The organism is Chryseomicrobium sp. FSL W7-1435, assembly GCF_038595005.1.
Classification (GTDB): domain Bacteria; phylum Bacillota; class Bacilli; order Bacillales_A; family Planococcaceae; genus Chryseomicrobium.
In genome coordinates, this window is sequence record NZ_CP151997.1 from 2,561,079 (window position 1) to 2,585,466 (window position 24,388).

Annotated in this window: 42 protein-coding genes; 10 read left to right on the forward strand and 32 right to left on the reverse strand. The window is 41.6% G+C overall.

What is annotated here, in order from left to right:
• Window positions 1-11 precede the first annotated feature (11 nt).
• The 10 genes from MKY84_RS12975 to MKY84_RS13020 form a co-directional block, all read right to left on the reverse strand.
• Complete coding sequence (locus tag MKY84_RS12975; RefSeq protein WP_342526557.1) at window positions 12-491, reverse strand: GNAT family N-acetyltransferase; 480 nt, start codon at window positions 489-491, stop codon at window positions 12-14.
• Complete coding sequence (locus MKY84_RS12980) at window positions 492-1,232, reverse strand: SDR family NAD(P)-dependent oxidoreductase (RefSeq protein WP_342526559.1); 741 nt, start codon at window positions 1,230-1,232, stop codon at window positions 492-494.
• 1 nt (window position 1,233) lies between these two features.
• Window positions 1,234-1,683: an aminoglycoside 6'-N-acetyltransferase gene (gene aac(6') / locus MKY84_RS12985; RefSeq protein WP_342526561.1), complete on the reverse strand. Its 450-nt coding sequence runs from the start codon at window positions 1,681-1,683 to the stop codon at window positions 1,234-1,236.
• A complete protein-coding gene (locus tag MKY84_RS12990) occupies window positions 1,680-2,039 on the reverse strand; it encodes a hypothetical protein (RefSeq protein ID WP_342526563.1) in 360 nt (119 codons plus the stop codon). Before MKY84_RS12990 ends, aac(6') begins: the two co-directional genes overlap by 4 nt.
• Window positions 2,036-2,236, reverse strand: coding sequence for a hypothetical protein (locus MKY84_RS12995; RefSeq protein WP_342526564.1), 201 nt, complete (start codon window positions 2,234-2,236; stop codon window positions 2,036-2,038). Before MKY84_RS12995 ends, MKY84_RS12990 begins: the two co-directional genes overlap by 4 nt.
• Window positions 2,229-2,801, reverse strand: coding sequence for a maltose acetyltransferase domain-containing protein (locus MKY84_RS13000; protein ID WP_342526566.1), 573 nt, complete (start codon window positions 2,799-2,801; stop codon window positions 2,229-2,231). The genes MKY84_RS12995 and MKY84_RS13000 overlap by 8 nt, the downstream gene beginning before the upstream one ends.
• Before the next feature lie 342 nt (window positions 2,802-3,143).
• Entirely contained in the window at window positions 3,144-3,545 is a 402-nt protein-coding gene (locus MKY84_RS13005) for an RDD family protein (protein WP_342526567.1), read from the reverse strand.
• 252 nt (window positions 3,546-3,797) lie between these two features.
• Complete coding sequence (locus tag MKY84_RS13010) at window positions 3,798-4,196, reverse strand: thiol-disulfide oxidoreductase DCC family protein (protein WP_342526569.1); 399 nt, start codon at window positions 4,194-4,196, stop codon at window positions 3,798-3,800.
• Window positions 4,197-4,316: 120 nt separating this feature from the next.
• Window positions 4,317-4,739 (reverse strand): hypothetical protein, encoded by a 423-nt coding sequence (locus tag MKY84_RS13015; protein ID WP_342526570.1) that lies wholly within the window; start codon window positions 4,737-4,739, stop codon window positions 4,317-4,319.
• A gap of 318 nt (window positions 4,740-5,057) precedes the next feature.
• Window positions 5,058-5,507, reverse strand: coding sequence for a hypothetical protein (locus MKY84_RS13020; protein ID WP_342526572.1), 450 nt, complete (start codon window positions 5,505-5,507; stop codon window positions 5,058-5,060).
• Window positions 5,508-5,607: 100 nt separating this feature from the next.
• On the opposite strand from MKY84_RS13020, the gene MKY84_RS13025 reads away from it, so the two are divergent.
• The gene (locus tag MKY84_RS13025; RefSeq protein ID WP_342526573.1) at window positions 5,608-5,847 is read left to right on the forward strand and encodes a hypothetical protein; all 240 of its coding nucleotides are present in this window, start codon (window positions 5,608-5,610) and stop codon (window positions 5,845-5,847) included.
• Between the two features lie 42 nt (window positions 5,848-5,889).
• Here the strand turns inward: MKY84_RS13025 and MKY84_RS13030 are convergent, their stop codons facing one another.
• The 3 genes from MKY84_RS13030 to MKY84_RS13040 form a co-directional block, all read right to left on the reverse strand.
• Window positions 5,890-6,315 carry a dual specificity protein phosphatase family protein gene (locus MKY84_RS13030; protein ID WP_342526574.1) on the reverse strand — a complete coding sequence of 142 codons (426 nt, stop codon included), beginning with the start codon at window positions 6,313-6,315 and terminating at the stop codon, window positions 5,890-5,892.
• Window positions 6,316-6,398: 83 nt separating this feature from the next.
• Complete coding sequence (locus MKY84_RS13035; protein WP_342526576.1) at window positions 6,399-6,782, reverse strand: DnaJ family domain-containing protein; 384 nt, start codon at window positions 6,780-6,782, stop codon at window positions 6,399-6,401.
• A gap of 166 nt (window positions 6,783-6,948) precedes the next feature.
• Window positions 6,949-7,362 (reverse strand): hypothetical protein, encoded by a 414-nt coding sequence (locus MKY84_RS13040; protein WP_342526578.1) that lies wholly within the window; start codon window positions 7,360-7,362, stop codon window positions 6,949-6,951.
• A 93-nt stretch (window positions 7,363-7,455) separates the two neighbouring features.
• On the opposite strand from MKY84_RS13040, the gene MKY84_RS13045 reads away from it, so the two are divergent.
• A complete protein-coding gene (locus MKY84_RS13045) occupies window positions 7,456-7,623 on the forward strand; it encodes a hypothetical protein (RefSeq protein ID WP_342526580.1) in 168 nt (55 codons plus the stop codon).
• A gap of 58 nt (window positions 7,624-7,681) precedes the next feature.
• On the opposite strand, the gene MKY84_RS13050 is transcribed toward MKY84_RS13045, so the two are convergent.
• Genes MKY84_RS13050 through MKY84_RS13080 form a run of 7 tightly spaced genes read right to left on the reverse strand, consistent with a single transcriptional unit; the run spans window position 7,682 to window position 11,520 of the window.
• Window positions 7,682-8,146: a hypothetical protein gene (locus tag MKY84_RS13050; protein ID WP_342526581.1), complete on the reverse strand. Its 465-nt coding sequence runs from the start codon at window positions 8,144-8,146 to the stop codon at window positions 7,682-7,684.
• Complete coding sequence (locus MKY84_RS13055; RefSeq protein ID WP_342526582.1) at window positions 8,139-8,627, reverse strand: VanZ family protein; 489 nt, start codon at window positions 8,625-8,627, stop codon at window positions 8,139-8,141. The genes MKY84_RS13050 and MKY84_RS13055 overlap by 8 nt, the downstream gene beginning before the upstream one ends.
• On the reverse strand, window positions 8,624-9,934 hold the full coding sequence (locus MKY84_RS13060; protein WP_342526584.1) for a D-serine ammonia-lyase: 1,311 nt from the start codon (window positions 9,932-9,934) through the stop codon (window positions 8,624-8,626). Before MKY84_RS13060 ends, MKY84_RS13055 begins: the two co-directional genes overlap by 4 nt.
• 18 nt (window positions 9,935-9,952) lie before the next feature.
• Window positions 9,953-10,366 (reverse strand): DUF4181 domain-containing protein, encoded by a 414-nt coding sequence (locus MKY84_RS13065; RefSeq protein WP_342526586.1) that lies wholly within the window; start codon window positions 10,364-10,366, stop codon window positions 9,953-9,955.
• Window positions 10,367-10,379: 13 nt separating this feature from the next.
• On the reverse strand, window positions 10,380-10,742 hold the full coding sequence (locus tag MKY84_RS13070) for a hypothetical protein (RefSeq protein ID WP_342526587.1): 363 nt from the start codon (window positions 10,740-10,742) through the stop codon (window positions 10,380-10,382).
• The gene (locus tag MKY84_RS13075; RefSeq protein ID WP_342526588.1) at window positions 10,743-10,979 is read right to left on the reverse strand and encodes a hypothetical protein; all 237 of its coding nucleotides are present in this window, start codon (window positions 10,977-10,979) and stop codon (window positions 10,743-10,745) included.
• On the reverse strand, window positions 10,966-11,520 hold the full coding sequence (locus MKY84_RS13080; RefSeq protein WP_342526589.1) for a hypothetical protein: 555 nt from the start codon (window positions 11,518-11,520) through the stop codon (window positions 10,966-10,968). Before MKY84_RS13080 ends, MKY84_RS13075 begins: the two co-directional genes overlap by 14 nt.
• A gap of 133 nt (window positions 11,521-11,653) precedes the next feature.
• Between MKY84_RS13080 and MKY84_RS13085 the strand changes: the two genes are divergently transcribed.
• Complete coding sequence (locus tag MKY84_RS13085; protein ID WP_342526590.1) at window positions 11,654-12,016, forward strand: VOC family protein; 363 nt, start codon at window positions 11,654-11,656, stop codon at window positions 12,014-12,016.
• Window positions 12,017-12,045: 29 nt separating this feature from the next.
• Here MKY84_RS13085 and MKY84_RS13090 read toward each other — a convergent pair whose 3' ends face one another.
• The 4 genes from MKY84_RS13090 to MKY84_RS13105 form a co-directional block, all read right to left on the reverse strand.
• Window positions 12,046-12,375, reverse strand: a complete 330-nt coding sequence (locus MKY84_RS13090; protein WP_342526591.1) for a hypothetical protein — start codon at window positions 12,373-12,375, stop codon at window positions 12,046-12,048.
• A gap of 87 nt (window positions 12,376-12,462) precedes the next feature.
• On the reverse strand, window positions 12,463-12,852 hold the full coding sequence (locus MKY84_RS13095; protein ID WP_342526592.1) for a DUF4181 domain-containing protein: 390 nt from the start codon (window positions 12,850-12,852) through the stop codon (window positions 12,463-12,465).
• A 102-nt stretch (window positions 12,853-12,954) separates the two neighbouring features.
• On the reverse strand, window positions 12,955-13,488 hold the full coding sequence (locus MKY84_RS13100; RefSeq protein WP_342526593.1) for a hypothetical protein: 534 nt from the start codon (window positions 13,486-13,488) through the stop codon (window positions 12,955-12,957).
• A 167-nt stretch (window positions 13,489-13,655) separates the two neighbouring features.
• Window positions 13,656-13,886: a hypothetical protein gene (locus MKY84_RS13105; RefSeq protein ID WP_342526594.1), complete on the reverse strand. Its 231-nt coding sequence runs from the start codon at window positions 13,884-13,886 to the stop codon at window positions 13,656-13,658.
• Window positions 13,887-14,036: 150 nt separating this feature from the next.
• Between MKY84_RS13105 and MKY84_RS13110 the strand changes: the two genes are divergently transcribed.
• Window positions 14,037-15,338, forward strand: coding sequence for an acetamidase/formamidase family protein (locus MKY84_RS13110; RefSeq protein ID WP_342526595.1), 1,302 nt, complete (start codon window positions 14,037-14,039; stop codon window positions 15,336-15,338).
• A gap of 32 nt (window positions 15,339-15,370) precedes the next feature.
• Here MKY84_RS13110 and MKY84_RS13115 read toward each other — a convergent pair whose 3' ends face one another.
• The 6 genes from MKY84_RS13115 to MKY84_RS13140 all read right to left on the reverse strand — a co-directional run bounded on the left by MKY84_RS13115 (window position 15,371) and on the right by MKY84_RS13140 (window position 18,983).
• Window positions 15,371-16,105, reverse strand: a complete 735-nt coding sequence (locus MKY84_RS13115) for a DUF2087 domain-containing protein (RefSeq protein WP_342526596.1) — start codon at window positions 16,103-16,105, stop codon at window positions 15,371-15,373.
• Between the two features lie 434 nt (window positions 16,106-16,539).
• Window positions 16,540-17,040, reverse strand: coding sequence for a GNAT family protein (locus tag MKY84_RS13120; RefSeq protein WP_342526598.1), 501 nt, complete (start codon window positions 17,038-17,040; stop codon window positions 16,540-16,542).
• A 12-nt stretch (window positions 17,041-17,052) separates the two neighbouring features.
• On the reverse strand, window positions 17,053-17,286 hold the full coding sequence (locus tag MKY84_RS13125) for a hypothetical protein (RefSeq protein ID WP_342526601.1): 234 nt from the start codon (window positions 17,284-17,286) through the stop codon (window positions 17,053-17,055).
• Window positions 17,287-17,301: 15 nt separating this feature from the next.
• A complete protein-coding gene (locus MKY84_RS13130) occupies window positions 17,302-17,766 on the reverse strand; it encodes a hypothetical protein (protein WP_342526602.1) in 465 nt (154 codons plus the stop codon).
• Window positions 17,763-18,149 (reverse strand): hypothetical protein, encoded by a 387-nt coding sequence (locus tag MKY84_RS13135; protein WP_342526604.1) that lies wholly within the window; start codon window positions 18,147-18,149, stop codon window positions 17,763-17,765. Before MKY84_RS13135 ends, MKY84_RS13130 begins: the two co-directional genes overlap by 4 nt.
• Before the next feature lie 126 nt (window positions 18,150-18,275).
• Window positions 18,276-18,983 (reverse strand): DNA alkylation repair protein, encoded by a 708-nt coding sequence (locus tag MKY84_RS13140; protein ID WP_342526605.1) that lies wholly within the window; start codon window positions 18,981-18,983, stop codon window positions 18,276-18,278.
• Between the two features lie 189 nt (window positions 18,984-19,172).
• Between MKY84_RS13140 and MKY84_RS13145 the strand changes: the two genes are divergently transcribed.
• Window positions 19,173-20,090 (forward strand): carbon-nitrogen hydrolase family protein, encoded by a 918-nt coding sequence (locus MKY84_RS13145; protein WP_342526606.1) that lies wholly within the window; start codon window positions 19,173-19,175, stop codon window positions 20,088-20,090.
• A 98-nt stretch (window positions 20,091-20,188) separates the two neighbouring features.
• Window positions 20,189-20,857 carry a GNAT family N-acetyltransferase gene (locus MKY84_RS13150; protein WP_342526608.1) on the forward strand — a complete coding sequence of 223 codons (669 nt, stop codon included), beginning with the start codon at window positions 20,189-20,191 and terminating at the stop codon, window positions 20,855-20,857.
• Window positions 20,858-20,940: 83 nt separating this feature from the next.
• On the opposite strand, the gene MKY84_RS13155 is transcribed toward MKY84_RS13150, so the two are convergent.
• Window positions 20,941-21,087 (reverse strand): hypothetical protein, encoded by a 147-nt coding sequence (locus MKY84_RS13155; protein ID WP_342526610.1) that lies wholly within the window; start codon window positions 21,085-21,087, stop codon window positions 20,941-20,943.
• Between the two features lie 616 nt (window positions 21,088-21,703).
• Here MKY84_RS13155 and MKY84_RS13160 point away from each other — a divergent pair.
• Together MKY84_RS13160 and MKY84_RS13165 are read left to right on the forward strand one after the other, a co-directional pair.
• On the forward strand, window positions 21,704-22,339 hold the full coding sequence (locus MKY84_RS13160; protein WP_342526612.1) for a pentapeptide repeat-containing protein: 636 nt from the start codon (window positions 21,704-21,706) through the stop codon (window positions 22,337-22,339).
• A 51-nt stretch (window positions 22,340-22,390) separates the two neighbouring features.
• Window positions 22,391-22,594, forward strand: a complete 204-nt coding sequence (locus MKY84_RS13165; RefSeq protein ID WP_342526613.1) for a hypothetical protein — start codon at window positions 22,391-22,393, stop codon at window positions 22,592-22,594.
• Between the two features lie 51 nt (window positions 22,595-22,645).
• On the opposite strand, the gene MKY84_RS13170 is transcribed toward MKY84_RS13165, so the two are convergent.
• Window positions 22,646-23,296: an NAD(P)H-binding protein gene (locus MKY84_RS13170; protein ID WP_342526615.1), complete on the reverse strand. Its 651-nt coding sequence runs from the start codon at window positions 23,294-23,296 to the stop codon at window positions 22,646-22,648.
• Window positions 23,297-23,398: 102 nt separating this feature from the next.
• On the opposite strand from MKY84_RS13170, the gene MKY84_RS13175 reads away from it, so the two are divergent.
• Together MKY84_RS13175 and MKY84_RS13180 are read left to right on the forward strand one after the other, a co-directional pair.
• Window positions 23,399-24,040 (forward strand): HAD hydrolase-like protein, encoded by a 642-nt coding sequence (locus tag MKY84_RS13175; RefSeq protein WP_342526616.1) that lies wholly within the window; start codon window positions 23,399-23,401, stop codon window positions 24,038-24,040.
• A gap of 83 nt (window positions 24,041-24,123) precedes the next feature.
• Entirely contained in the window at window positions 24,124-24,375 is a 252-nt protein-coding gene (locus tag MKY84_RS13180) for a hypothetical protein (protein ID WP_342526618.1), read from the forward strand.
• Window positions 24,376-24,388 lie beyond the last annotated feature (13 nt).

Below are 24,388 nucleotides of genomic sequence, written 5' to 3' on the forward strand. Positions count from 1 at the left end.
GCTGTTTCTATCTAAATTTGCTCTTTTTTAGTACGAGCCATAGGGTCATTCAACGTTTTATACCCGTTTCTCTCATAAAATATGCGTCCTTCATCACTTGGCCACACTAAAGCAAACTCTGCATCTTGTTCGTCAAGCCACGTATTGACGGCTCCTAGCAGTTGACTGCCAATTCCTTTTGATCGGAATGCCGGTTTCGTATAGACATTGGTCATCCAGTAAAAGTCTTGAGGCTGTCGTTCAGGACGAAGGACTTTATCAATACGTTGCAGATAGATGTGAGATACAATCTCCCCATTTACTTCTGCCACCCAGATAAACCATCGTTGGTTAGTGAAATAAGAGGAGCACTGAGCAGCGAATTTCTCTCGAAATGTTGTTTTTGCCTCATCAGACTGGTCTATCTGTTTATCTTCGGCAGTGAAATCAAAACGCATATCCGCTAGTACTTCTAAATCTTGTTCACTAGCAAGACGTATAGTGACTTCCACTTACTTGTCCTCTAATAGCTCGGTCACTGAGTAGATACGGCCATTATCAACGGATTTTTTTAACAGAAAATTAACTAGGGCTTCCGCAACTGTTCGAGGTGCACGAAGATCCCCTTTTTGTTTCAATTCTTTAAAACGCCCCACATCTGCAAAGGCATCTTCTGAAGAACTGCGAATCGTCTGTTGCATCCCAGTGTCCATGACACCTGGATTATAAGCGATAACCCGGTGAGAACTGTTTACCTGGTCTAATTCTAAACCAGCGACTTGGGTATGCATATTAATAGCTGCTTTTGTACTGTTGTAGACACTCCAGCCAGAAATTGCTTGAGAACCTGCGCCAGAAGTAATATTTACGATAGTCAGTACACCTTCCCACTCTTTTGCTTTAGATAGCCAAACATTGGTCATCAACATTGGTGCCAAAACATTTACTCGAAAAGCCATTTCAACGCGATCTGCATCTAACTTCCCAACGCGTTCAATCGGGTCAATTACGCTTGCATTGTGAACGATAGTAACTTGCGTAGCGCCACTCTTTTCAATCTCCTGCCAAATATGTTCTGCAGCTGTGAGCGGTACTCCAGATTGAGACAAATCATAAAGTAATGACGTGAAATTTTCACGTCCTTCTGTTTCAGAACGGGAAAGCCCGAGGACAGGAATGCCTTTTTCTAAAAAGCTATCGACCAATCCGTCTCCCAGACCTTTTGAAGCCCCTGTTACAATGGCTAATTGCATATTAGTTTCCTCCTAATGGTTTTACGTAACACACAACGCGATTCACTTCTTGGAAGCCCAGCCGTTCATGCATGAGCTGGCTATTCGTGTTTGCTAGTTCCACATCGCTCGCAAACTCCTTGCATTCTCGGTCTCTCGCCCAATTTTCTGCAACTTGTACGAGGTCACGTGCAATGCCTTTGTTGCGTTCAGATTCCTTTACATATAAACCCTCTAAATAACCGACAGGGGAAGTTTCCGTTCCCTCTACATAATCCCTACGCAATTGAACTTGAGAGAAACCGATTGCTTTGTCGTCTTCTGAATAAGCGATAAAAAATGTTGCATCATCATTTTTGAATGAATCCTCAATTTCTGATTTCCATTGTTCTTCGGTCTGTCCTGGCCATAGCGCTTCTAACAAAGGAAGGATATCCAAAGCCTTGGACTCCGTCAGTTCACAAATCTTCATTCGCCTTCTCCACCTGGGACGTCATGCAAACTGATTTCCCCTTCAAGAGCGGTCAACATAATTTCATAATCCCCTTTTTGGTAATAGCGGGTCGGCCCTTGATCAGATACCTCTTCCCACCCACGTTGCCAAATGATAAGTCGGTAACTTAACGGTAGGTCTCCACCTGCACCGGCTTTGTCCCAGCTATAAATAGTCAGGCCTTCCGATTGTTCGATACGTTCAGCATCTTTTGCAATAGGAAAACCAGCATGAAAATCAGAAGAACGGTATTTTGTTGTTTGATAGGCGTATGCAATGACTACGGAATTGATTAATAGTAAGGCAATGAACGCAAGTGGCTTCCAACGTTTCATGATTTTCTCCCCTTTCGAAAACGGTAGGTTTCAAAAATGGCAAGCGCTAGTAACAGACAAGTGACCAGAACATAGATCCAAAGAGTACCCACTTCTTGCAGCTGCTCTCTGTAAATAAAGATAAAGATTAGTGCCGCAATGGACACGATGTAATGGAAAAACATCAGCATCAAACGGCGTTCAGACGATTTATTCATGTGCAGGTTCCTCTACTAATTTTTTTAGAATACGCGCCGGATTTCCACCGACCATCACATCATTTGGGACATCTTTCGTTACAACAGCTCCTGAGGCCACGACAACTCTATCCCCAATAGTAACGCCTGGCATGATAAGCACACCGCCACCGATCCAGACGTCATCTCCAATACGAACAGGAATAGCGAACTCGCGCCCAGAAGACCGTTCCACAGGATCTAGCGGATGCGTGGCTGTATAAATATGAACTCCAGGACCCAGCATACAGCGGTCACCGAAGTGAATCTCACAAACATCTAAGAATACACAATCAAAGTTTGCGAAAAAAGCCTTGCCTGTATGTATATTGTAGCCGTAATCAACTCGTATAGTAGGTTCAATTATCGGCGGTTCTTTTGTTTCTCCGAATAGTTCTGCGAGTATTTCATGTCGACGCGCAGTCTCTTCCGGTAGTGTTTGATTGTAGCTATGGACAAGCTGTCGTGCACGATTTCGCTCAGCGAGAAGTTCTGGATCATTGGCTAAGTACATCTCACCAGCCAGCATTTTTTCTTTTTCGGTCATGGTGCTCACATCCCTCTTCGTCATTATCTCGAAAAATGGAGAAAAATACAAAAGAGAGCACGAAAAGTAGGGTGGAAATGTGGGTGAGCGGTCGTTCATGAGACGAACTTGTGATTTCTTGAGATGGAAATTAGTTTTATTCGACATACTACATGATTTATCGGACATGCTGGCATTTTAATGAGACGAAGTCGTTTTATGGAAACTAACCCTTCGCAAAAACCTCTAACCCTTTATTACCTAAAGGTCTTACTAGTAAGGTCTTAAGTAGCCTTGCCTTTAAAGAACTGTGCGCGAAACAAAAAACTCTGCCCAAAGAATGCTTGGACAGAGTTTTTACTATTAGACTTCGCGTACAACGACACCAAATTTTCGATCGTGTGGAAACTCGCTTCCGTCTGTCCCCTCAAAGCCTTTACGATCTTTCAAGTAATCGAACGTGCTTAGTGTATCTCGATAAACAGCCCGCTTCAATGCTTGCTCACAAGTTGGCACACGGCCATCTTCTGTTTCAAGTTTTAACCCCATGGCTTTATAGCCAATCGTCTGTCCATTGTTTTTAAATTGTAACGCCTCTAATCCCCACATCACAACTGTTGGGAGCAGTGTCGCGTAAACAGCTTCTGCTGATCGATTCTTTTTAGTGACGCCTTTTAACGCTGCCTCCAGTGTTAAAGTGACGGCAGTTGCTACTGCTGTATCGATTAATACTGCTTTTGATCTTTTTTTCGAAAGTTCTTTCATTCTGAAACACCCTTTCTTGTTTGTCTGAATCGAGAAATTGCCCATAGGCCTGTGCCCACAACTATAGCTTGGAAGAGGAGAAAGATATCCTTCGATACCATGTTCTCTTTGCCAGGTGTATGAATAGTCAGTAACATGTACCCTGAAATCCACTGGGAGATAATAAGTAACAAAAAGACCGTTAAACAAACCAAAATCCAATTTTTCATACAGCTCACCTCTCCCTTTCTACGAACAAGAGAAAGAAAGGTTTCAATCTAGAAATCTTGCACGAACCGCTACCGGTGGAATCGAGCAAGCTTCTTTTTTACCAAACCATTTGTACCGATTACGTGCAATCAGTCGATAGCCAAAGTCACTCACTAACTTAGGAACAAACCGTCCAATTGCTAAGAAACTCCATGGGCGATCCAGATAGCTGGCTACTCGAAAAGCAGCTTCCGATTCGACGTAGACAACACCGTTGTCTATAAACATGAAACTGTCGGTATCAGGAGAGATTCCTTGAGCTGTCAATAAATTCTGGGCTTGCTCACTTTGAAGAGAAGCAAAGTGAATCCTGCCTTTTGCATCACGTTTCCAAATAAACTGTACACTGGCGTCACAAAAATTGCATTCGCCATCATATAAAACAAGTTGGTTGGCATTCATTTGACTTACTCCTTTGTGACAAACCTCTTTTTTCCATTTTATCATAGTACGCTTTAGATTTCGTTCCTCAGGTCTTGTAGAATAAGTAAAGCCGCCCACTTTCATAGGGACGGCTCACTGCTACTCTTTGTATTGTTTTACGTGGTTGCGCTGGTTTCGGAAAGACATCATTCCTACTAAAATGACCAGAATACCAACGATGCCAAGTAAGATTGTCCAAATCGAAAAGCCACTACCATTTGTTTGTGTATAAACTGCTTTCACAAATTGTCCAGAGCTTTCTTCTACCGCGATTGCCTCTCCGCGATCCAGTCCATTAATATCATAAAAGAATGTGCCTACAGGAAAAACATTCGATGCCCCGTTTTCTACTTCTTCAGATTGAACCGTTACTTCCCCGATGGCTGTTCCAACATCGCCTGCCTCTACTGTTTCTGTTGTTACGTCATATACTTTTCCTTCATGAACAATAAATCCAGTAGTCGCAAGGGCGACAGATGTTCCTAACAAAAAACAAATTAGTAAACTATGTATAATTCTCATGATGCGCAAATCCACCCTACTATTCAAAATATTTTTCACGTATAAACAACTCGCTAATTTTCCAAACTGTGAATTGTGCAAAGGTCACACAAAACACCATGACCACTAAACTTATCAGTAAAACATTTCCCCCTGATAAATTCGGCAAGTAAGACGTCCATGCCCACTCGGCCGCTTGGAAATAGACATAAATCAACAAAACCCAGAGTACAAACCGAATAAACGAAAACATGAACGCCACCTCTTCCTACTATTAATCTGCTATTTATAGTAGTTCGAGGTCGGCTTTGACTTTCCCTCTATTTGAAATTAGAAAATTTAATGATGTTCTGTGTAAATTCCTTCGCCTTGTAGCTCATACCAGATGACATAAGGCGTATGAGCTATGGCCAAGTGAAAACACTCTTCTTGGATGGGCATTTCTTCAGCAGATCGGTAAGCAGCTGTAACAGATGTCTTCGCTATTTGATGTCCGAGTGATGTTTCTGTCGCTATGCCTAGATCAATGGTGTCGACTAATTTCCAATGGGTCAATCGGTCTTCGCCCAAAACTAGCAAATGCCGATACCCTTCTTGTTCTAGTACTCTAATTATAGCTAATTCTTGTCGCTTAGTTACTACATGAGTATGAATAACGTCATAGTCTTCTGGTAGGCTGAGCTCCTCTTCCCACTCTAATAGAGCAACCTGCAGTGGCTTAGTAGTAAGTAGCAAGAAACCAACCATGCCTAGAACCATAAACATACACAAGGCTATATAAGGTTTCATTAGAATCTCCTTTTTTCATCATTTTACCATTTAGATGAATAATTAGTTATACATTAGCGTGAAAATTATGTAAACTAAAGAAAAGTAAAGGAGGGTTTGGATGTTCTGGATACCTTTTTTGTTATTACTACTCTTTGTAACAGTCCAAGCTACTTCCGCTCAACATGGAATTGTTCGCTTTAGTTTATTGGCGGTAACCTTACATACAGTTATTCTCTTTGGTTTTTTCACAGATCATCCATTAGCCTATATCTTGTATATTTTAACGATTCAAATGTGGATTCTTTTTGTAGTAACGGTGTTTCGACGGAATAAATGGCGAGAAGGAAGGTTTGTCTAAGCATAAAAGTACCCTTTCTCAAATTGAGAAGGGGCATTTACATTATTTTTCGTAAAGTGCTAATAACGCCTGTTGAAACTCTGGTTTTACTTTCACAGAATCACGAACGCTTTGTACTTGTTGGATCGCATCTTCCACAGTCGATGCACGTCCCATCTCGAGTAAAACAGCTGCTGCTACCGTGCCTGTTCTTCCACTTCCGCCTTGGCAATGGAAATAAACAGACTTGCCTGCATCAAAATCTTCTACTATCTGATGGGCAACTTTTTTAATCGTATTCTCTTGCCCTTCCCCGTCTTCAACAAGCGGAAGTGAAACACTTTCAGACGTCGACAGCGTTCCTTTTTCGTGCGCCTCTGCACGTAGGTCGTAAATGACATCCACATTCTCTTTTTCTGCTACTTCACTGGCTGCATCTGCGCCGCCTATATAAATTTTCCCTGGTAGTAATTCGTTGTAGTTTGCCACTTGGCATTCCTCCTTTTTCCCTCTTTCTACTATACCCGCTCTGCGCCTCTCTACGCATTACAAAATCTTCACCCTAACTTTACCTAGTTCCAGCGATTTACGGCAGCTTCCAGGGTCTCGAGTCTCACAGATCCTTTTTGCATCGGCGGAGGACACTGCTGATTGTATTTAAAGATTTTGTCGTTGATTTGTTTTAAGCGAAGTTCGCTATCTTTCTTTTTACCTGCTTGGATGTCTGTATTCAGCTTAATTAGGTCATCTCGAATAACGTGTTGGAGTTCTAACCAATATGGTTTGTAGCCTTGTTCTTTGGCGATACGTTGAAAGTTTTGAAGTACATCTCCTGACAAATACTCTTCTGACAAAGGTTTACCCATTCCAGGAAGATTGTCCATCCCTCCTGTTTTGGCATATTCTTTTACGATATCACCAATCAAGTCATTGTACTGCGGTTTATCGTTCGTCATAGTTTCCGCCTCACTTTCCTTCTCTTTAGTAAGTTCGCTATGTTTTCTCGAATCCCTACTAATAAAAGTGACAAAAAAAAGGAACTCTACGAATATTTAGTAGCCGCTACTTTCACTTTATTGGCCACTCAAAGTACTCAATTAGCCACAGATCCTATCATGGAAACTAAACATCCTCTGCAAACCACTGATCAATGATTTCCTCTATCTCATTTACCTTGAAGTTTGTTAAGCTCCCAACAACTCCCGAACCAGAAAACACATACCAAATTTCAAAATTCGTAACAAGTTCTATCGCTCCATCCTCTTCGCGTTCCATTAACCTTATAAGCGACCGGTACTCGGAGGAAAAGCAGTTTTCCGTTGTGAGCCCCTCTTCCTCATCCCCGTCAATATCTCTTGCAAATTCTAGAAATAGTCCTTTTTCTCGATACTCTTGCGGAATTTTATAGTTGCTGGCTAATTCTTCACAAGCCTTTTCCAATTTAGAAATTCGCTCTTTTAGGTACCCATCAAATTCTTCTTTTTCAAATTCCAACGTTTCAGAGGCCTCATTTTTCTTTCTCTTAAACCATTTCATAGTGATTGCTCCTTGTTCAGAAAGTAGCTAACAATTGAATCTTTTTCCATTTTCCGATGTATACTAAGTATAAATAAAAAGGGGTGAGTAGCAATGTGGATTTTTGGAGGAATTGTCGCCATAGTCGTCGCCAGTGCAGCCTTAGTAGATTTTAAAAACAGGAAACGCCGTGCTGATCAACAAGCCATCAACTCTCATGCGAAGCCTGGGGAGAGCGGTAACTATATGATGGGAGACAATCAAACGACGCATGGTCAGTGAGAAATGCAAAAGGCGTGCACACTGACAGGCCTTTTAATTCATTATGGATTAGTAATGATTATTTGCCACGAAGTATTTCTGTGAGCTCATCATCCGGAGAAGAAAACTCACCCGTTCTTGGATGTACAATCACTTCCTGTTGCTGACCATTCAAAGATACTTGAAACACATAAAACCAATTTGGTTTAAACGGATTCCAGCCAGCTTCTCTAGTTGCAGGTGTCACTTCTTTCTCCTCGGTATTAACCACTTCTACATACTTTTCAACACTCGCTTTCGCATCTTCATACGAAACGTTTTGGAACGACAGCACAATGACAATGGCCAGAGCCATTCCCATCACACCATACCGCCACTGGTCCATGTCTTTTAACCAAAAGAGGTAGAGCAAGGAAATCACGGTGAGTATATTAAATAAAGTAAGGTTCGTGGTGCCTGTAAAAACTACAGAATCAAACATATACACCACAAGAGCAACAAGTACATATACAGCAACCAATGAAAACTTAATAGATTTAGTCATTCAATGCCTCCTCGTATCTCCAATTTGAGAAAAGCTTATGCCCCAAATGAAAAATCCCCCATCCCAGCAACGCACTTGGAATGTTCAAGATAAAATCATCCACATCAAAACTACCTCTAACTGTGAGCAACTGTGTAACCTCAATGAGTGTAAGTATACTAATAAACACGATTAGAAACGGCCCAACTTTTCGCAGCTTCTCGAATAAAAGTGGCAGAAACAAACCAAATGGCGTAAAAGCAATTAAGTTCCCGCCCAAATTACGGACGATAATATCCGTATTCAACGTCTGATTTTGATAGGCTTTTATGTAATCTGAGATCGTGGCGAATGGAATAAAGTTCGCGTTATAGCGAAGCTTCTCCGCCAATGTATAGTCATAAACGAGGTAACCATGTCGTGAACTTACGAATAGCAAAGCGCCAAGAACTAGAAGGTATAGAATAAAACTTCCCCACATGAAACCCTTAAATAGCTTCATGTGTGAGACCTACTAGCATACACTTGTTTCGCTTTCGTAAGATATTCTTGCTGCATGTCAGCTGGTACCATTCCACCGCCAGTCGCCCAGATTAAGTGTATTCCAGATTCATCAGTGCTTGGCACCACGACAGGTCCCAGCATTCCGGCAAATGCAGACGGTTCTAAGAATATTCCTTCTGATTCATAAAACAGATGCATCAGTTCAAATAGGCGCTCATCTGAAACTGTAAGGCATCCGCTCATAAACGGCTTCATTACCTTGCCAACAAATCCAGAAGCTCGGCCTACTGCGAGTCCATCGGCTTCTGTCACGTTATCGAGCCCGATGTCTACTACTGAAACCTTATCATGCAAATTTGTCGCTAACCCGAGTGTCATACAAGGAGAGTGTGTCGGTTCCGCAAAATAACAATGCACCGCATCACCAAAGGCTAGCTTCAATCCAAAGGCCACACCACCCGGTCCTCCACCCACACCACAAGGCAAATAGACGATAAGAGGGTTTTCTGAATTCACTTCAATACCTTGCTCAGTAAATTGACGTTTTAAACGAAGTCCTGCGACCGCATACCCTAAAAATAAGTCAGTAGAATTTTCATCATCGACAAAGTGACAGGTTGGATCGTTTTCCGCCTGCTCTCTTCCCCGCTCCACTGCTAAGCTATAGTCCGATGCATACTCAATCACTTCGACACCTTTTTCACGCAACAAGTTCTTCTTCCACGCCTTTGCGTCTGATGACATATGGACCGTTACATGAAAACCTAGTTTAGCGCTGATGATACCGATGCTGAGCCCTAAATTACCCGTCGAGCCAACAGCAACCGAATAGTTAGAGAAGAACTTCCGGAATTCTTCTGAAGCGAAATTTTCGTAATTGTCCTCGTGACTAAGCATCCCGGCTTGGAACGCAAGTGTTTCCGCATGCTTCAATACCTCATAAATACCACCACGTGCTTTGATAGATCCTGAGATCGGCAAATGGCTATCAAACTTCATCAACAGTTTTCCGGAAATTTGTTTTCCAGAGTAGTCCAATAGAGCCTGATGCATTGCAGCGATTTCTCGCACTTCGGATTCGATGATTCCCCGTGTTGCAGCCGTTTCCGGAAATGCCTTTATAAAGAACGGGACGAACCGTTCTAATCGCTGTTCCGCGTCTAAGACATCCTCTTCACTCAACAAGCAAGAAGACAAAGCAACATCTGTCGGCATCAAATCCGCGTTTAACCAAACCGTTTCTTTTTCCGCTATCAAGTCCTTAACAACTGGGTGCATGATGCGTAAATTCTCTAACATGTACATATGTAAACTCCTTTATTTCTACAGTGAAAACCACTGCAGACCGATATCTTCTAATAAAATGGCAGCAAATAGCGCTAAGATAGCAATTGATCCTATTCCTTGGACGAGAGAAGCCTTATAAAGGATGCGGTTTTCCTCATGTTTCCATTCCATGAAAATTCGAATAGCGCCAAGCGTAAATGCAGCAAGAGCTGAAACCATTAATGCTAGTACAGGAATCGTTGGACCCTGACCGATGGAATAATAGGAAGCAACAGGTGGAGTCAAAACAATAATCGTATTCAAAGTATAGTGTGAATACTTGTGTGTGGTCGTGTAATAAAATCCTGATTCTTTTTTAGGCACTTCAAAATAGCGTTTCACCGTGACATGAACGAGATATAGTGCTAACAATGTCAGAGCGACTACAAGTGCAAAGTTCGATACATCCATTTAAAAGTCCCCTTTATTGAGAAGGTTCATCTTTCAGCGTAACGTCCGTATGAAGCTCATCTTCTTGAATGGCTGCTTTGCTTGCGTCTTCTTGTATCGACATGTAAATTGCGGTATAAGATATCAAACCAACGAACATGGTAAGTACTCCAAAAAGAGCACAAGCCAAAAATAATTCAACAAGCAAATCCGAAAACCTTTCCGGAGATGCTCCAAATAAGCCAACTACTGAAAATAAGCCGCCAAACTGCATTAGAAATTTACTATAGTCTGCTGTTGCTTTCAAATTCCATCGATTTTTAATAGATTGGGTAATTGCCGCAATCCAAATGACGACGAACACCAAAAATACAATCGAAAATAGAGCAATAATCATTTAACTTCCCCCTAAAGTCTTTTTGAAGAAAATAGCATGCACTGTTTTTGGCTCATCAGCAACAATGTCATGAATCAGTTTTGTAGCACTCATTATAAGTATGAGTAGCGCTAGTACGGCAAATAGCTGCATTAACCATGTGTCGGGAATCCAGAGCCAGTAGAGAATTCCTCCGCTGATTATTACAAGTAATGAGAGTAAAAGATACTGCATGATTGTCTCTTCAATTCTGTTCAAGTGGCCGTTCTGTAAATTTTATTCCATAATTAAGCGCTGTTTTATAGATAGCTCCTCGCTTTTCAAAATGAAGTTGTGGACTATCTTGAATAACCACAGCCTCGCCGTTCTTCGTAATGAATTGATATCTCCCCAGCTCATCGTCACCATATTCATAAATGATAGCTTCAAATTGATCCATCGTGTACTCTTGTTTATTCCAATAATCTCTTACAGTAATATAATCGGGATGAATGATGACATAACTCAATGTTGAGAATACAAAAGCTACGATAGCTACGACGGCCAGTAAAACACTTGCTAAGTACGTCCATTTGCTTCGCTTTATAGCTAATAGAACTAATAACGCAAATACTAAACCAAATGCCAATGTGAGTAAGTAATGATTTGCGGTTGGAGCTAGTACGATAATTTGTGCGGGATCATAATAAAAGGTCTGAGTGATTGTAATAGGTAAAAAAAGTATAATGATTGGTGATAATAAAACGATGACTATCGCCCACACCATTAAAACGGCACGCGGTGATTTTTCGTGTAACATGACAGAGCCCCCTCTTGAATTTTATAACTTTTATACGTTTCACTCTTCAAGTGGTTTCTTTATTTGGAAGCATTTATCATTTAATTGTTTATCTTGTTCTGTCATACTGAACTCATCAAAGGGGGAATTTTTCATGATACTTGGTTTGCACCATGCACAAATCACGATACCTTCAGGAACTGAGGCAGAAGCTAAAGCATTTTACAGCGAACTTCTAGGTCTTCCCGAAATCCCAAAGCCGGAATCACTACAAGGGCGCGGAGGTTTTTGGCTGCAAGTCGGCAGGCAGGAAGTTCATGTTGGCGCAGAAGAGGGATTCGATCGTTCAACGACAAAAGCCCATCTTGCTTATCTCGTCTCGGATCTTGCGCACTGGAAGCACGTGCTTGATCAAGCAGGTATTGAAGCGTTAAGCGGAATACCGATTCCAGGTTATGATCGTTTTGAGTTCCGTGATCCGTTCGGTAATCGTGTTGAAATGATTCAACAACTTTAATCTTTGCCTCCTTCGTAAAGAAGGAGGTTTTATTTTGCGCTGCTAGTCACAGTTTTTGAAGAGGTAAATAAAACGAGTGCAAAAACGCCAGCTACTCCGATTAACCAAAACACACCTGCGAAGGCTAGTTGCAGGCTATTTTCTTCGGAAGCCATTGGTGCAGGGGGCTTGCCTCCAAGTGCCTCGAACAAAAAGAAGAAGGCTGTCACTGAGGAGATTAAATACAGCAAGAAAGCAAAAGCTGCTTTCGATGTAACTCTTTTTTGTTTCCACCGTACCGCTAGCCAAATTGCGAATAAGACGGAAATACCATAAATAAAGGCTTGTGCGACGGGTAGAAATTCTTGTTCTAGTGGCATGTTTTCTCCTCTTTTCTAATAGATTATTTCAACAAGTAGATCAATGAAATTATGTATCTATTTATAGTAATAGTTTCAGCTTATGTTTTAGTAAGCAGGGGTAGATGCCCAGAGATAGACCGCTCCAATAAACATTAGAATAACGAAAGCCACGGTCACCCACGAAATCACTGTCCATTTAGGGTTTTCTCCGTGTTTTTTCTGCATGTATATATTGACTAGCTCAATAAAGAAAAAGCCTATAATCGGAAAAGTCATAATAGGAAAAGGTCTTTCTGCATTGAATTGCGTCAATCCAACAACTAATATCAGCGCTATTGCTACTCCCGAAACACCAAAACGTATTGATTTATGTGTTTTTGAATAATTTTGAGGAGGATTTCCTTCTAAACCCCATCTTCTTTTCAAATAAAAAACTATACTCAAATACGTGATTAAAAAAATTGCACCTACGGCAACTACCTGATAAAACTCCATCGTCTTCCCCTCTCTATTTTCATACTATTCACTCAGTATACTAAATTTGTAGTATTTACCATAGATACCAAAATAAAAAGTCGACCGTATTTTGGTCGACAGCTAGAACTTTTTACGTCTTATAAAATAGTAAACGATGATGGCTATACCAATTACTAAAGGAATTCCTATCAACCAACAACTAATTGGTGAGCGGTCCAAGGAAAGTTCCACTTGCTCATCAGGTAACTGTCCTTCACCAAGAATTGATAAATCGTCGGCTGCTGAGGATGCGAGTGTTGTTCGATCACAAAGACCTGTCGTATAGCCGGTTCCAGCGTCTCGTGCATAAATCAAATAGTCCAGTTCTTTTTGAAATTCAAAGCCACATTGAGCAGAGTCTCCATAGGTCACAATAATTTGTTGAGATTTAGTTTCTCCTTTAAATATGCGTGACACTTCGACTAAAACTTCTTTGTTACCTGCATTACTTGATTGCTTGATCTCACGCACAGTTCCTAAAATCACAAGTGCGCTGTTTTCTACTTCTTCTTGTACAGAAAATGGTTCCACACAACTACAGGCAAAAGCTTGTGGCGTAAAGTAAGGAAGAAAGATAGCCAACAACATAATGAATAAAACCAGTCGAATTTTCATCTCGGCAAGTCCCCCTTTTGATGAGTAGACCTTATTCAATTGATTTTAGTTACACCTGATTAACAGTTTTGAAAATTTTTATAACCATTTAAGAAATAAAAAGTAGCCCCTCTTAAATTCAACAAGAGAGGCTACTGCATTACTCATATTCTATATTTGCTTTTAGATTAAAGAGCCGAAATCTCAAATCCTAAAACGATGACGCCTAATAGCGCAATCACTGAATAGAAAATGAACGCTCCTTTTTTCTTATTCCGACGCGCATCTATCGCCGATACTGTAAATAACGTCATCAACAATAACGTCGACAAAATATCTAAAAGTGGATTGTCAATCAAATACGACGCAATAATACTAATCAGCGCCACCACTGCAATCCCCATACCAATTTTATTCATAGTTTCCCACCTCTATCTTATTGTATATTCTTTTATACGATTGATACTAGTCGAAGTTCCACTAAATTCACTAAGCACTTTACATGACTATATCTCGAATTCGAGCTATGATAATACTGAATTTTCAGATATTTAAAAGGAGGAAATGAAATGCAGAAAGCAACAGACACTCTTCTCGTGAATACTTTTATCGATGGTGTACTTGATCCTCAAAAAGAAATGCTCGGACCTGTTCGTGATGGCGGGCACATTATCGCCAATACAGCTCCAGGATGCTGGGGCCCTATGATTACGCCTTGTATCCGAGGGGGCCATGAAGTAACCAAACCTGTTTATGTCGAAGGTGCAGAACCAGGTGATGCCATCGTGGTAAAAATCCATTCGATTCGCGTTACTTCTCTTGCAACCGCCTCTGGAAATGATGCACCTGTGGAAGGTCGTTTTTTAGGCGATCCGTTTGTCGCAGTAAAATGTCCAGGATGCGGCACGATGTATCCAGATACCGTCATCAAAGGCATTGGACAGGAAGCTATTCGCTGTGCTAATTGTGATGCAGATGTCACGCCATTCGTCTTTACAAATGGCTACACTATTGGTTTCAGTGAACACGGAGATGTGGGTGTCACGGTATCAAAAGAAGCTGCGGAAACTATTGCTCACGATGGCCGCCACTATATGCAGACACCGGAAAACTCTGTCCAGAACCCGATTGTTACATTCGCCCCTCATGATTTAGTTGGTGTGGTAGCCCGTATGCGTCCTTTCCTTGGACAGCTTGGAACAACTCCTTCCAAACCAATGCCAGACTCACATAATGCAGGAGATTTTGGATCGTTCTTAGTCGGTGCCCCGCATGACTACAAAGTGACGGAAGATGAATTGAAAGAACACCGCACAGATGGGCACATGGATATCAGCCGCGTTCGTGCAGGCGCTACATTGATTTGTCCTGTCAAAGTGCCTGGTGGAGGAATCTACATTGGCGATATGCATGCGATGCAAGGAGACGGGGAAATCGCTGGACACACGGCAGACGTTTCAGGAATCGTTCACCTTCAAGTGCATGTAATTAAAAAAGCAAACTTAGATGGCCCCATCCTTCTTCCAAACGAAGAAGACCTACCGTATACTGCTAAACCGTTCACAGAACAGGAACGCAAAAACGCAGAAGCTATAGCAAAACAATGGAATATCGCGAAGCTAGAAGAGTCGCTGCCAATTTCAGTAGTAGGATCAGGTTCAAACTTAAACCTAGCGACTGAAAATGGGCTTGAGCGTGCAGCTGAACTGTTTGGTGTGACTGTGCCTGAAATTATGAACCGGACAACAATCACTGGTTCGATTGAAATCGGTCGTCACCCAGGTGTTGTCACGATTACGTTCTTAGCACCTGTCGACTATCTGAAAGAAGCCGGATTGTATGACGCGGTTTCCACACATTATCGTTATTAAAAAGAAGCGCTGGGGATTTTCCCCCGGCGCTTTTACTTTCTCCAATACTGCGACCCATCGTTTGCACGGTCGAAATAACCGTATTCTATCAAGTAACGACGTAGCGATACAAAATCCTCGTGCACACCTTTTAAAATCTCATTCATTTCCTTCTCTGTGTACTGCGTCTCCTGATCAAATCGCTTCACGATATGATTTAACAAAATCAATTTTCGCTTTTCTTTGCTAGGGATCGTGGATACTTTCCCATCCAATCCATCTTTAAAATAAGTCGCTAATACTTTTTCTGTTTCATCCGCTGTAATCGCATAACGCTCATCCACTTGTGTAGCCCCCTTATGAACATCAATATAATCATCATTAGAATTTAAATTTTTCATGATAGCAAGAAAAACTGCCGCTTGCCGTTCTTTTTCCCGAAGCTTAAACCGGTGTTGTCGAATCGTTGAAACACTGTTCGCAGAAGACCTCTTGACTACTTCCTTGTCCTCATGTCCTTCGTAAAACAGGAAGAGCATTTCTTTTTGTACCTCAGATAACCCTGTATATTTCTTATCGAGCGAAAGAAGCGCATGAAAGACGGATTGATGCTCGTCAATGATGTGAAGCTCCATCTTCTTTTTCGCATCAAATAATCGCTCTCCCACTTGAAACACTTCCCCTTTCTGAAATGCTCCCTTACAAAAGATGCAGCTGAACCATTTTTCGTCTTCTTCGTATCCTCTTTGTAACACTTCAACTGAAACATCAAATTCAACCACTAACAAAGCACCTCATCATTTATATATTTATAAACAATACTATATATAGTTTTGTTAAAAGTAAACAAATAATAAAAATGTTTATTAATTTATAAATACTGATACTTTCATCTATCCTTTTACTAGCTAGTAGGCTGGAAAGAATCCTCGTGCTTAAGCGACGATTAATCTGATTCTAGCGACGCAAATTCCAAATCTAGCGATGATAAATCTGATTCTAGCGACGAATGCCCTCCATCACCTTGCTTAAGCGACGATTAATCCAATTCTAACGACGCAAATTCCAAATCTAACGACGATAAATCTGATTCTAGCGACGAATGCGCCCGCGTACAAAAAAATCGAACGCTTCAACTTCAAAATGCCACGAGTACAGAGCTCATATCAGTCAAGAAGTGTATTTTTACACATAAAAACACTCTAAAAATTACATTAGAGTGTCAAACAAACCTAGCCATCAGCACATCATCCATATACGTACCATCTGCAAGCTTATATTCTTTTAGCTTTCGTCCTTCTTCTACAAAACCAAGTTTCTTATAGAGCTCAATGGCTCGGGTATTCGATGCAAAAGTAAACAAGGAAATTTTCTCAATCTCCGGGTGAGCACTCGCCCAATTAATCAGTTCCTGGACCAACTGCTTCCCGTAACCTTTCCCGCGGGCTTCCGGCTTGATCATGACGCCAAACTTCCCTGTGTGACGCGTTTTCATCCGATCATCCACTTGAAAAACTAGCCATCCCACCACTTCGCCCACTTCCTCAGCGACAAAGAGCACTTCACTCGGATGATCCTGTTTTGCTTGAATCCAGGCTCGCTGCCCTTCAACCGTCTGACGGAACTCCTCGATACTCGAAACAAAATAAATCTCTTCTTTTAAAACTTCTTGCTGGATAACTAACATGGCTTCCGCATCTTCCGGAACTGCTAACCGAATCACTGAACCCACTCCTTATAGATAATCGAAAACGATGTCGCTCAGAACTAGTAGAGAAGTGACACCTACAATCATGCAGAAAATCGAGAATACTTTCCGTCCCTCTTTCCATTCATTTAAAGCTGTGACTCCCCATATATAAGGCATCGTAATCATGAAAATCGTATAATACAAATCATTCTGCGTAAATAAATATGTAATTGCACTGATTAAACCAATTAGCCCAACTAAAAACGTAACTACTCTCATTTAATCCACTTCACTTCAACTAGTTAAATCATTTATTTTTTCGGTATTTCCTGAGTAGGGATCTACTTTAAACTGACCACCTGTTTTTGTATGTACAACATAATAATTCATTCCAGAAGACTTCTCAATTTCGACTGTTACGAAATCCCCTTCCTCGTTATGAACTGTCTCCACAATTTCCATTGCCTCCACAAATGTGTACTCCGGCTGAATTATCGGAAACACCAGAAGGCTTGCAGCAACTCCGACTGAAATTGCCACATAGACAGATTTCATCATGCCGAAGTTGTCGCTCATCCAAGCAATGAAGAACGCAAATAATAGAACTACAGCAAGCGCGCTAGGAAGCGTTTGAAAGTTGCGAACTGGTTCCAACAAACTGTGTCCAGCTAATGCAGTGTTAAAAACAACACTTACTGTTGCGAGCAATCCAATAAATCCGCCGAACTTGCCAAGTGCCGCTCTGCGCTCCTCTGTCATGACATTTCCACTCCGGAATGCTTTTTATAAAAACGTGATCTCTGAAGTAGCAAATTAACTAGAGAAAATAATACAGCGTAGATGAGGCCGGCAAGGAAAAACGTAATAAAGTCTAGACTCATCAAAAATAACCATCCGAATAGAGCACCAACTATCCCTCCCGCCACGGCGTGAAGAACAACGTTCAAGACCGGATTCGTTACCCGCTTCTCCAACCACCAAGAGAATAGAATCCCGATTACGAATACAAAAGGTGCTGCAAATGCTGAAACAATAAGCCCAATTATGAAAAAGTCCGTCCGCCATTCACTAAATAAAAACGGCATAATGAAAAATCCAAAAAATAGTGTTAACACAGCAGCCTCAAGCTTTCGATTTAACATGGTCCTCTTCCTCTCCAAATACTCTTCTTACTTATGAATACGTTTTGATTTGTAGGAAGTTTCATACATTACCAGATTATTCAATATTATTTAGGTTGTTTTGGATATCCTAATATAAAGCTTAATTTAACAACGTACATATCTCCGCTTAAAGCCGAGTTTCCCTCGTGTCATCCATTTCTCTATTGAAGCTGATGCATCTAGAATGGCAGGTTTTTTGCCTGGGCGTTCCAACTCAATCTGGCCAATTTCTCGGGCAACATCGATGGCCTTCTCGTGAAGTGGCATGTAGGAAATGGCCACTGTGTAGACAAAATTGTTTATAGAAGACTGTGCACGTGAAGGGGCCGAATGGATGGTCATCTTCGCAACGTCTAAGAGTCGACTGATTTTCTCCACATCAAACTCTTCATCTTTTCGGTTTCCGAGTAACCAACAATACGCGCTCCAGCCAGCAGACCGCTTCAACTCTTCTCCACTCTCGATCCATTTATCGGCGACTTCCTGTGCAATTGGCGACTCGGACAAGGTGACAGCTACCACATAATCTGACAGCATATAAAAATAGGCAGTTTCCATCCAACGGTCAAAATCTTCTGTCGTCATTGTGTCAGGGTCTGCGATGACTCCAGCAAAGTACATCGCGTCATAATTTCCTGTTGCGTACAACTCTTCTGCAAGCGCCTGATTTCGTTTGATCACTTTCTTCATCGGCTTCATAGCACCAGTTGCTACACCAAACAACGGCTCTTTTGCACCATTCCCCATATATAGCTTTTTCGTCCGTTCCGTACCGAGAGATTCTAGCTCATTCATGACTTCTTGAAAATTCATGGTTCTTCCTCCTTTGTTGGTAAGACAACCCTAATTGTTGTCTCAAATTCTATATATTTTCAGCATACCGAAACAAACAAAAATTGTCTTTAGAATTTCAAGTTCTTTTGATTTACTTCTGTTTAAATTATGGTATTCTTTTCTCATTGCGCTCATCGAGCAAACACTTTGAGTAAGGGGGTCTTCACCTTGAAAATGCGCGTTTCTGCTGTTCAATATCATCTACACACTATCCAAAACTTTCAACAGTTCGCCGACCAAGTGACGCATTACGTCAAGACGGCAGTTGAATTCAATACAGAGTTCATTTTATTCCCCGAATTCGTCACAACCCAGTTGTTGTCAATCTCCGACACGGGGCAAGGCCAACCATTTCAAAATCTCACACTTTATACTGACGCGTATAGTGAACTATTTTCACGTTTGGCTGTGGAGAACGGCGTCTATATCATTGGTGGAACGCATGTTACTCAAAAGGGTGACAAGGTCTACAATGTTGCTCATTTGTTCTCTCCAGATGGGCATATCGGCGAACAGGCAAAGCTTCACCTAACGCCAACAGAAGTTATCGATTGGGGAATCACACCTGGCGAATCACTTCGTATTTTTGAAACGCCTAAAGGCAAAATTGCAATGATCACGTGCTATGATATTGAGTTTCCGGAAGTTGTCCGGATGGCTCGCGGCATGGGAGCGGACGTAATTTTCTCACCTTCTTGCACAGACGATCGTCACGGATTCAACCGCGTGCGCTACACAAGTCATGCTCGGACAATCGAAAACCAAGTTTATGTGGTGACGACGGGAACAGTTGGTTCTCTTCCAACTGTCGACTTTATGCGAGGCAATTTTGGTCAAGCGGCTGTCATTACGCCAAACGATGTTCCGTTTCCACAAGACGGCATCTTAGTGAAAGGCGAAATCAACAATGACATGATCATCACTGCTGACCTAGACCTCTCTCTTCTTTATGAAGTGCGTGAGCATGGGTCTGTGACGACTTGGCGCGACCGTCGTTTTGATTTATATCCAGACCTCGGAAAAGTCGAAACAGAAACGTTGCATCCAGCGGAATGGCTGAGCGCTAACAGTAAGGTTCAGGTTTAATACTTTTTTTACCCCTGGGGTTGGTTTAATTACAAGTTACCTTAAATTACCAGACAACCCAAGGGGCTTTCATAAAAAACATAATGGAGTGATTAGTGATGGAGTATGTACAAATTTCTGGAATCAACGATCCGTTGTTTCCGAAGATGCACAAGTTGATGCAGGAAGTATTTCCAGCGGAAGAAGTACTAGAATATAGTTTGTGGGAAGGACCTTTGCAGGATCCGACCATTCGTATGTTTGTAGCTGTTGAAGGTGATGAAGTGGTAGGTGCGACGGAATATCGTTTCTATCCAGACCGCAAGTTATCGATGACGGATTTCACATTAATCGGGAAAGAAGGCATGGGTGTAGGTCCATTCCTTGCAAAGAAACGCCACGAAGATTTGATGAAGCTGTCGTTTGAACATGGAATCGAATTAACTGGAGTTTTTGCGGAGATCTATGATCCGTATCGCGCAGAGCGTCATGATTTTGGCGGGTTACAGGCTATGAATCCATTTGTTAGACGCGAAGTACTAGCTCACCTTGGGTTTAAGAGACTAGATTTCACGTATGTGCATCCATCTTGGACCAATGAGGGCGACGCTGTTTCTGAACTGGATTTCTGTTTCTTACCATTCGCAGACGTGGAGTCAATTCCAGGGGAAGAGATTGCCGACTTTTTGAAAATGTATTATGCGATCTTGTCTGAAAAACCTCAAGCTTGGCAGGATATGATTACTCACCTAGAGTCAGCTGGTGAAGTTAAGTTACTAGCTTTATAGATTGAACACAAAACAACCCCAGAGGTTTTCTCACTGAAGAGTATTCTTCAAATTTGAGACAACCCCTGGGGTTTCATTTTTTATTAAAATAGCGCTATTAATTTGAAGAAGCCCGTAATTGTGTACAAAATGACGGACACACCTAGCGCTCCTAAAAAGAAGTAGCCTCCTAGTTTTAGAAGATCGAGAACTGCGACAAAAAGGTCGTCTATGAAGAAAAGTACTTTCACATTCCTCACTCCTATCAGAATTATTTCGTGCTAGTTTCTTTCACAAAGTTAGCAAAGTTCTCTTCCTCTTCTATAAAAGGAAAATGATTACTATGTTCAAATTCCCAAAATGTTGCATCCGGAATCTTTTCAGCAATCTCTTCTCATGTATCCTTCTCCCCATCATACCTTTCACCCGAGTTCCCATCAACAGAATTTTCCATTTATTGAATTATTTCATACATAAAAATGTATTAATATTTTCCCTATTTTCCCATTTTGTGTTACACTCTATAAAAATTCAGTAGGAGGAGTTTATGGAGACAGTCTATTTCATTTTAGTTATCTTTCTGATCATGCTCTTCATGATTTCATTCAGTCTTTTTGCTAGAAGACTTATATCCAATAGCAATTATCGTAGGTATCAACTGATTAAATTACAAGAAGAAGTAGATGAATTAAAGGCACAACTGGCGACACTACAATCTAAATAAACCTATCTTTTTAACAGTCTCAGCTGTTACGAGATAGGTTTTAACTTTATTTTGTACAAGTCGATGAGGAACAATCAATTTTCCGCACCCTCTCCCCTTAAATATGCTACTCTAAAAAAAACACTACGAAATGAGATGACAACATGGCCATTGAATCTCCTCGCTTTGCTGGATCACTACTTGCTACTTCATTCGCCGCTATTCCGCTTCACGAAGATCCAGAGATTTTCAATACGGAACTGATGGATGAAACACTTATTGAGGAGCGTTATCCGCGTCTGCTTATTCAAAACAGTCTTTTCAAGAACTGCACATTTACAGATAGTGAATTTGTTCAAGCCGATTGGCAGGATGTCCGATTTGAGAATTGTGACTTGTCCAATGTCACTCTGATGAAAGCGAATTTGACCAGAGTGGAGTTTGTAAATTGCCGGATGACGGGGATTGATTTTAGCGAGGGACGTCTGCAGGATGTGCGGCTTGAAACCTGTATCTTGCCTTATGCGTTATTTGGCACGACTCGACTAAAGAACAGTGGGTTTACACACTGTAAATTAGATTTCACCCATTTTTATTCTGCAACTTTTGATCAGGTCGCTCTTGAAAACTGCTCGCTTGAAGAGGTAACGTTTGAAGATACCAGCTTGGCTGGTGTCGATCTCAGCACCAATGCATTTGATTCAGTGAAAATCGACTTGAAGGATTTGAAAGGTTGTCAGGTGTCTTCTACTCAAGCTTTACAGTTTGCCTCCTTGTTGGGAATCGCCATAAAAGATTGAAACGATACCGCCTTCTATCCGTAGAAAAGGAAAGAGGTGGAGGTGAGACGAGTGACGATGTTCTTTTTCGTTACAGGCGTGATAGGTATTTTAATTTCAGGATTTTGTCTCGGTGCTTGGACAGACAGAGGCAGACCACGCGATAATTCATGGGTGGAAGTAGATTCTCAAAGAGCTATCAAAACTAAAATAGGCTTGATTTCTGGTGCCATTGGGTTGGTTCTATTCGTCCTTGCAGTTATACCTACTAATTAACAGTGACAAGAAAAATATCCATGAAGCTCCTTAGCTCCATGGATTTTTCATTCATCCGGCAACTTCTGGTGTACGTACTTCTTCACCTGTCCAAGTTGTGATGCCTGTTTTGTTTTCTTTGGCTGCCCGAATCATAGTTGCCGCAAGCTCTTGAGTCGAGAGTGGTCGTTGACTGCGAAACATACCGACTTTATTGAGTACTTGAATCACTTTTAAGCCTATCTTTTCACCTTTGCGGTCACTGTCTTTCCGGTCCAAGATGGGAGGTTGTATAATGGTCACGGCTTCAAAAGGCAGTTTTTTGACCGCTTCCTCTAGTTGACCTTTCATTCGAGAATAGAAGACACGTGATTTAGCGTCAGCACCTGAAGAAGATACGAGAATATAGCGCGGTACCCCATTTGCACTCGCTGCATCTGCGAATTGGTACTGGTAATCAAAATCAACTTTCCACTGTGCTTCCTGACTCCCTGCGGCTTTGATTGTCGTGCCCAGGCAAGAAAACAGTACATCTCCTTTGACTAGCTGAGACCAATGCTGCGGTCGATCAAAATCAATCGTGTGAATATGCAGTTTATCGTGTTGCAGAGCCAAGTTACGTCTGACAAAGACGCTGACACGCTCAACACTTTGATCTGCCAGAAGTTGTTGGACCAAGTCTTTTCCAGTAGCGCCAGTGGCTCCTATTACAAGTGCGTGCATGTGGAGTTCCCCCATCCCTCTTCGTTTTCATTAGTATACGCTATCTTGCACCCAAACACCGCTATAAAACGTCATTACTAGAAGACAGGAAAGGATGATTTCATGAAAAGCCCTTATATTTTTGACATGGATGGAACACTGTTTAAAACGCATTTGATTTTGGAACCTGCACTCGAGGAAACGTTCAGTTGGTTGCGTGAACAGAGTCTTTGGAGTGGTCCTACACCTCTTGAAATGTATCAGAGAATCATGGGCGTTCCACTCCCTGTGGTGTGGGAAACTCTCTGTCCAGATCATTCCGATGAGCAACGACAGACTTCAAACGCTCACTTTCAACAAGCCCTTATAAACGAAATTACTCGCAGAAACGGTTCTCTTTATGAAGGTGTAGAACTGACTTTGGCAGAGCTTTCGAAAACGCATCCCTTACATATTGCCAGTAACGGAAACATGCCCTATCTCCAAGCGATTGTGTCTACCTATCAATTGGACAGATTCATCACATCCATCAACAGTATTGACCGCATTCCTTCCGGTAACAAGTCTGAACTTGTTGCTACAATTGTAAACGCCTATGAGTATTCGGAAGGTTTTGTAGTGGGCGATCGTCTTTCGGATATTCAAGCCGCCAAAGATAACGGCCTCCAGGCTATCGGTGTGCGCTTTGATTTTGCGCAAGAAGAGGAACTACAACAAGCGAATAAGGTAATAGATCACTTTTCAGAACTACTTGCTAAGAAGTAAAATTGTGTTGACTAGTAGTAAATAAATGGATATGTTGTATGTAAGGTTCCAGATGACGAAAGTTGTCAGGTTAGGAGGCACATATGCGTATCATCGTATCCGCACTTTTTGTATCGTTTGTTTTACATATTCTTTACTTCGGAGCTGTTCTCATCGTCGGGTTGTGGGGGACATTTGGTTTCATCTCAGAAATGGTGCAATCAGGTGCCTCTCTGCAAGTACTCTCCACTCAATTCGGATTCGCTGGAGTCTTTGACGTTTGGTATTTTGTGATGACTTATTTGGTAATTGCGGCAATTCTCTACATCTACCGACGAGTTACAGTATCGATATGATTTAAAAAAAGCT

Excerpts from the sequence above, each read along its gene's own strand:
- MKY84_RS13005 (WP_342526567.1), bottom strand. The coding sequence starts at position 3,545 with ATGAAAGAACTTTCGAAAAAAAGATCAAAAGCAGTATTAATCGATACA.
- MKY84_RS13000 (WP_342526566.1), bottom strand. The coding sequence starts at position 2,801 with ATGACCGAAAAAGAAAAAATGCTGGCTGGTGAGATGTACTTAGCCAAT.
- MKY84_RS13130 (WP_342526602.1), bottom strand. The coding sequence starts at position 17,766 with ATGACAGAGGAGCGCAGAGCGGCACTTGGCAAGTTCGGCGGATTTATT.
- MKY84_RS13175 (WP_342526616.1), top strand. The coding sequence starts at position 23,399 with ATGAAAAGCCCTTATATTTTTGACATGGATGGAACACTGTTTAAAACG.
- MKY84_RS13060 (WP_342526584.1), bottom strand. The coding sequence starts at position 9,934 with ATGTACATGTTAGAGAATTTACGCATCATGCACCCAGTTGTTAAGGAC.
- MKY84_RS13055 (WP_342526582.1), bottom strand. The coding sequence starts at position 8,627 with ATGAAGCTATTTAAGGGTTTCATGTGGGGAAGTTTTATTCTATACCTT.
- MKY84_RS13150 (WP_342526608.1), top strand. The coding sequence starts at position 20,189 with ATGGAGTATGTACAAATTTCTGGAATCAACGATCCGTTGTTTCCGAAG.
- MKY84_RS13100 (WP_342526593.1), bottom strand. The coding sequence starts at position 13,488 with ATGAAAATTCGACTGGTTTTATTCATTATGTTGTTGGCTATCTTTCTT.
- MKY84_RS13040 (WP_342526578.1), bottom strand. The coding sequence starts at position 7,362 with ATGAAATGGTTTAAGAGAAAGAAAAATGAGGCCTCTGAAACGTTGGAA.
- MKY84_RS13065 (WP_342526586.1), bottom strand. The coding sequence starts at position 10,366 with ATGGATGTATCGAACTTTGCACTTGTAGTCGCTCTGACATTGTTAGCA.
- MKY84_RS13110 (WP_342526595.1), top strand. The coding sequence starts at position 14,037 with ATGCAGAAAGCAACAGACACTCTTCTCGTGAATACTTTTATCGATGGT.
- MKY84_RS12990 (WP_342526563.1), bottom strand. The coding sequence starts at position 2,039 with ATGAAACGTTGGAAGCCACTTGCGTTCATTGCCTTACTATTAATCAAT.
- MKY84_RS13080 (WP_342526589.1), bottom strand. The coding sequence starts at position 11,520 with ATGTTACACGAAAAATCACCGCGTGCCGTTTTAATGGTGTGGGCGATA.
- MKY84_RS13015 (WP_342526570.1), bottom strand. The coding sequence starts at position 4,739 with ATGAGAATTATACATAGTTTACTAATTTGTTTTTTGTTAGGAACATCT.
- MKY84_RS13070 (WP_342526587.1), bottom strand. The coding sequence starts at position 10,742 with ATGATTATTGCTCTATTTTCGATTGTATTTTTGGTGTTCGTCGTCATT.
- MKY84_RS13180 (WP_342526618.1), top strand. The coding sequence starts at position 24,124 with ATGCGTATCATCGTATCCGCACTTTTTGTATCGTTTGTTTTACATATT.
- MKY84_RS13090 (WP_342526591.1), bottom strand. The coding sequence starts at position 12,375 with ATGCCACTAGAACAAGAATTTCTACCCGTCGCACAAGCCTTTATTTAT.
- MKY84_RS13045 (WP_342526580.1), top strand. The coding sequence starts at position 7,456 with ATGTGGATTTTTGGAGGAATTGTCGCCATAGTCGTCGCCAGTGCAGCC.
- MKY84_RS13105 (WP_342526594.1), bottom strand. The coding sequence starts at position 13,886 with ATGAATAAAATTGGTATGGGGATTGCAGTGGTGGCGCTGATTAGTATT.
- MKY84_RS13025 (WP_342526573.1), top strand. The coding sequence starts at position 5,608 with ATGTTCTGGATACCTTTTTTGTTATTACTACTCTTTGTAACAGTCCAA.
- MKY84_RS13170 (WP_342526615.1), bottom strand. The coding sequence starts at position 23,296 with ATGCACGCACTTGTAATAGGAGCCACTGGCGCTACTGGAAAAGACTTG.
- MKY84_RS13140 (WP_342526605.1), bottom strand. The coding sequence starts at position 18,983 with ATGAATTTTCAAGAAGTCATGAATGAGCTAGAATCTCTCGGTACGGAA.
- MKY84_RS12980 (WP_342526559.1), bottom strand. The coding sequence starts at position 1,232 with ATGCAATTAGCCATTGTAACAGGGGCTTCAAAAGGTCTGGGAGACGGA.
- MKY84_RS13135 (WP_342526604.1), bottom strand. The coding sequence starts at position 18,149 with ATGTTAAATCGAAAGCTTGAGGCTGCTGTGTTAACACTATTTTTTGGA.
- MKY84_RS12995 (WP_342526564.1), bottom strand. The coding sequence starts at position 2,236 with ATGAATAAATCGTCTGAACGCCGTTTGATGCTGATGTTTTTCCATTAC.
- MKY84_RS13095 (WP_342526592.1), bottom strand. The coding sequence starts at position 12,852 with ATGGAGTTTTATCAGGTAGTTGCCGTAGGTGCAATTTTTTTAATCACG.
- MKY84_RS13020 (WP_342526572.1), bottom strand. The coding sequence starts at position 5,507 with ATGAAACCTTATATAGCCTTGTGTATGTTTATGGTTCTAGGCATGGTT.
- MKY84_RS13050 (WP_342526581.1), bottom strand. The coding sequence starts at position 8,146 with ATGACTAAATCTATTAAGTTTTCATTGGTTGCTGTATATGTACTTGTT.
- MKY84_RS13035 (WP_342526576.1), bottom strand. The coding sequence starts at position 6,782 with ATGACGAACGATAAACCGCAGTACAATGACTTGATTGGTGATATCGTA.
- MKY84_RS13010 (WP_342526569.1), bottom strand. The coding sequence starts at position 4,196 with ATGAATGCCAACCAACTTGTTTTATATGATGGCGAATGCAATTTTTGT.
- MKY84_RS13160 (WP_342526612.1), top strand. The coding sequence starts at position 21,704 with ATGGCCATTGAATCTCCTCGCTTTGCTGGATCACTACTTGCTACTTCA.
- MKY84_RS13085 (WP_342526590.1), top strand. The coding sequence starts at position 11,654 with ATGATACTTGGTTTGCACCATGCACAAATCACGATACCTTCAGGAACT.
- MKY84_RS13125 (WP_342526601.1), bottom strand. The coding sequence starts at position 17,286 with ATGAGAGTAGTTACGTTTTTAGTTGGGCTAATTGGTTTAATCAGTGCA.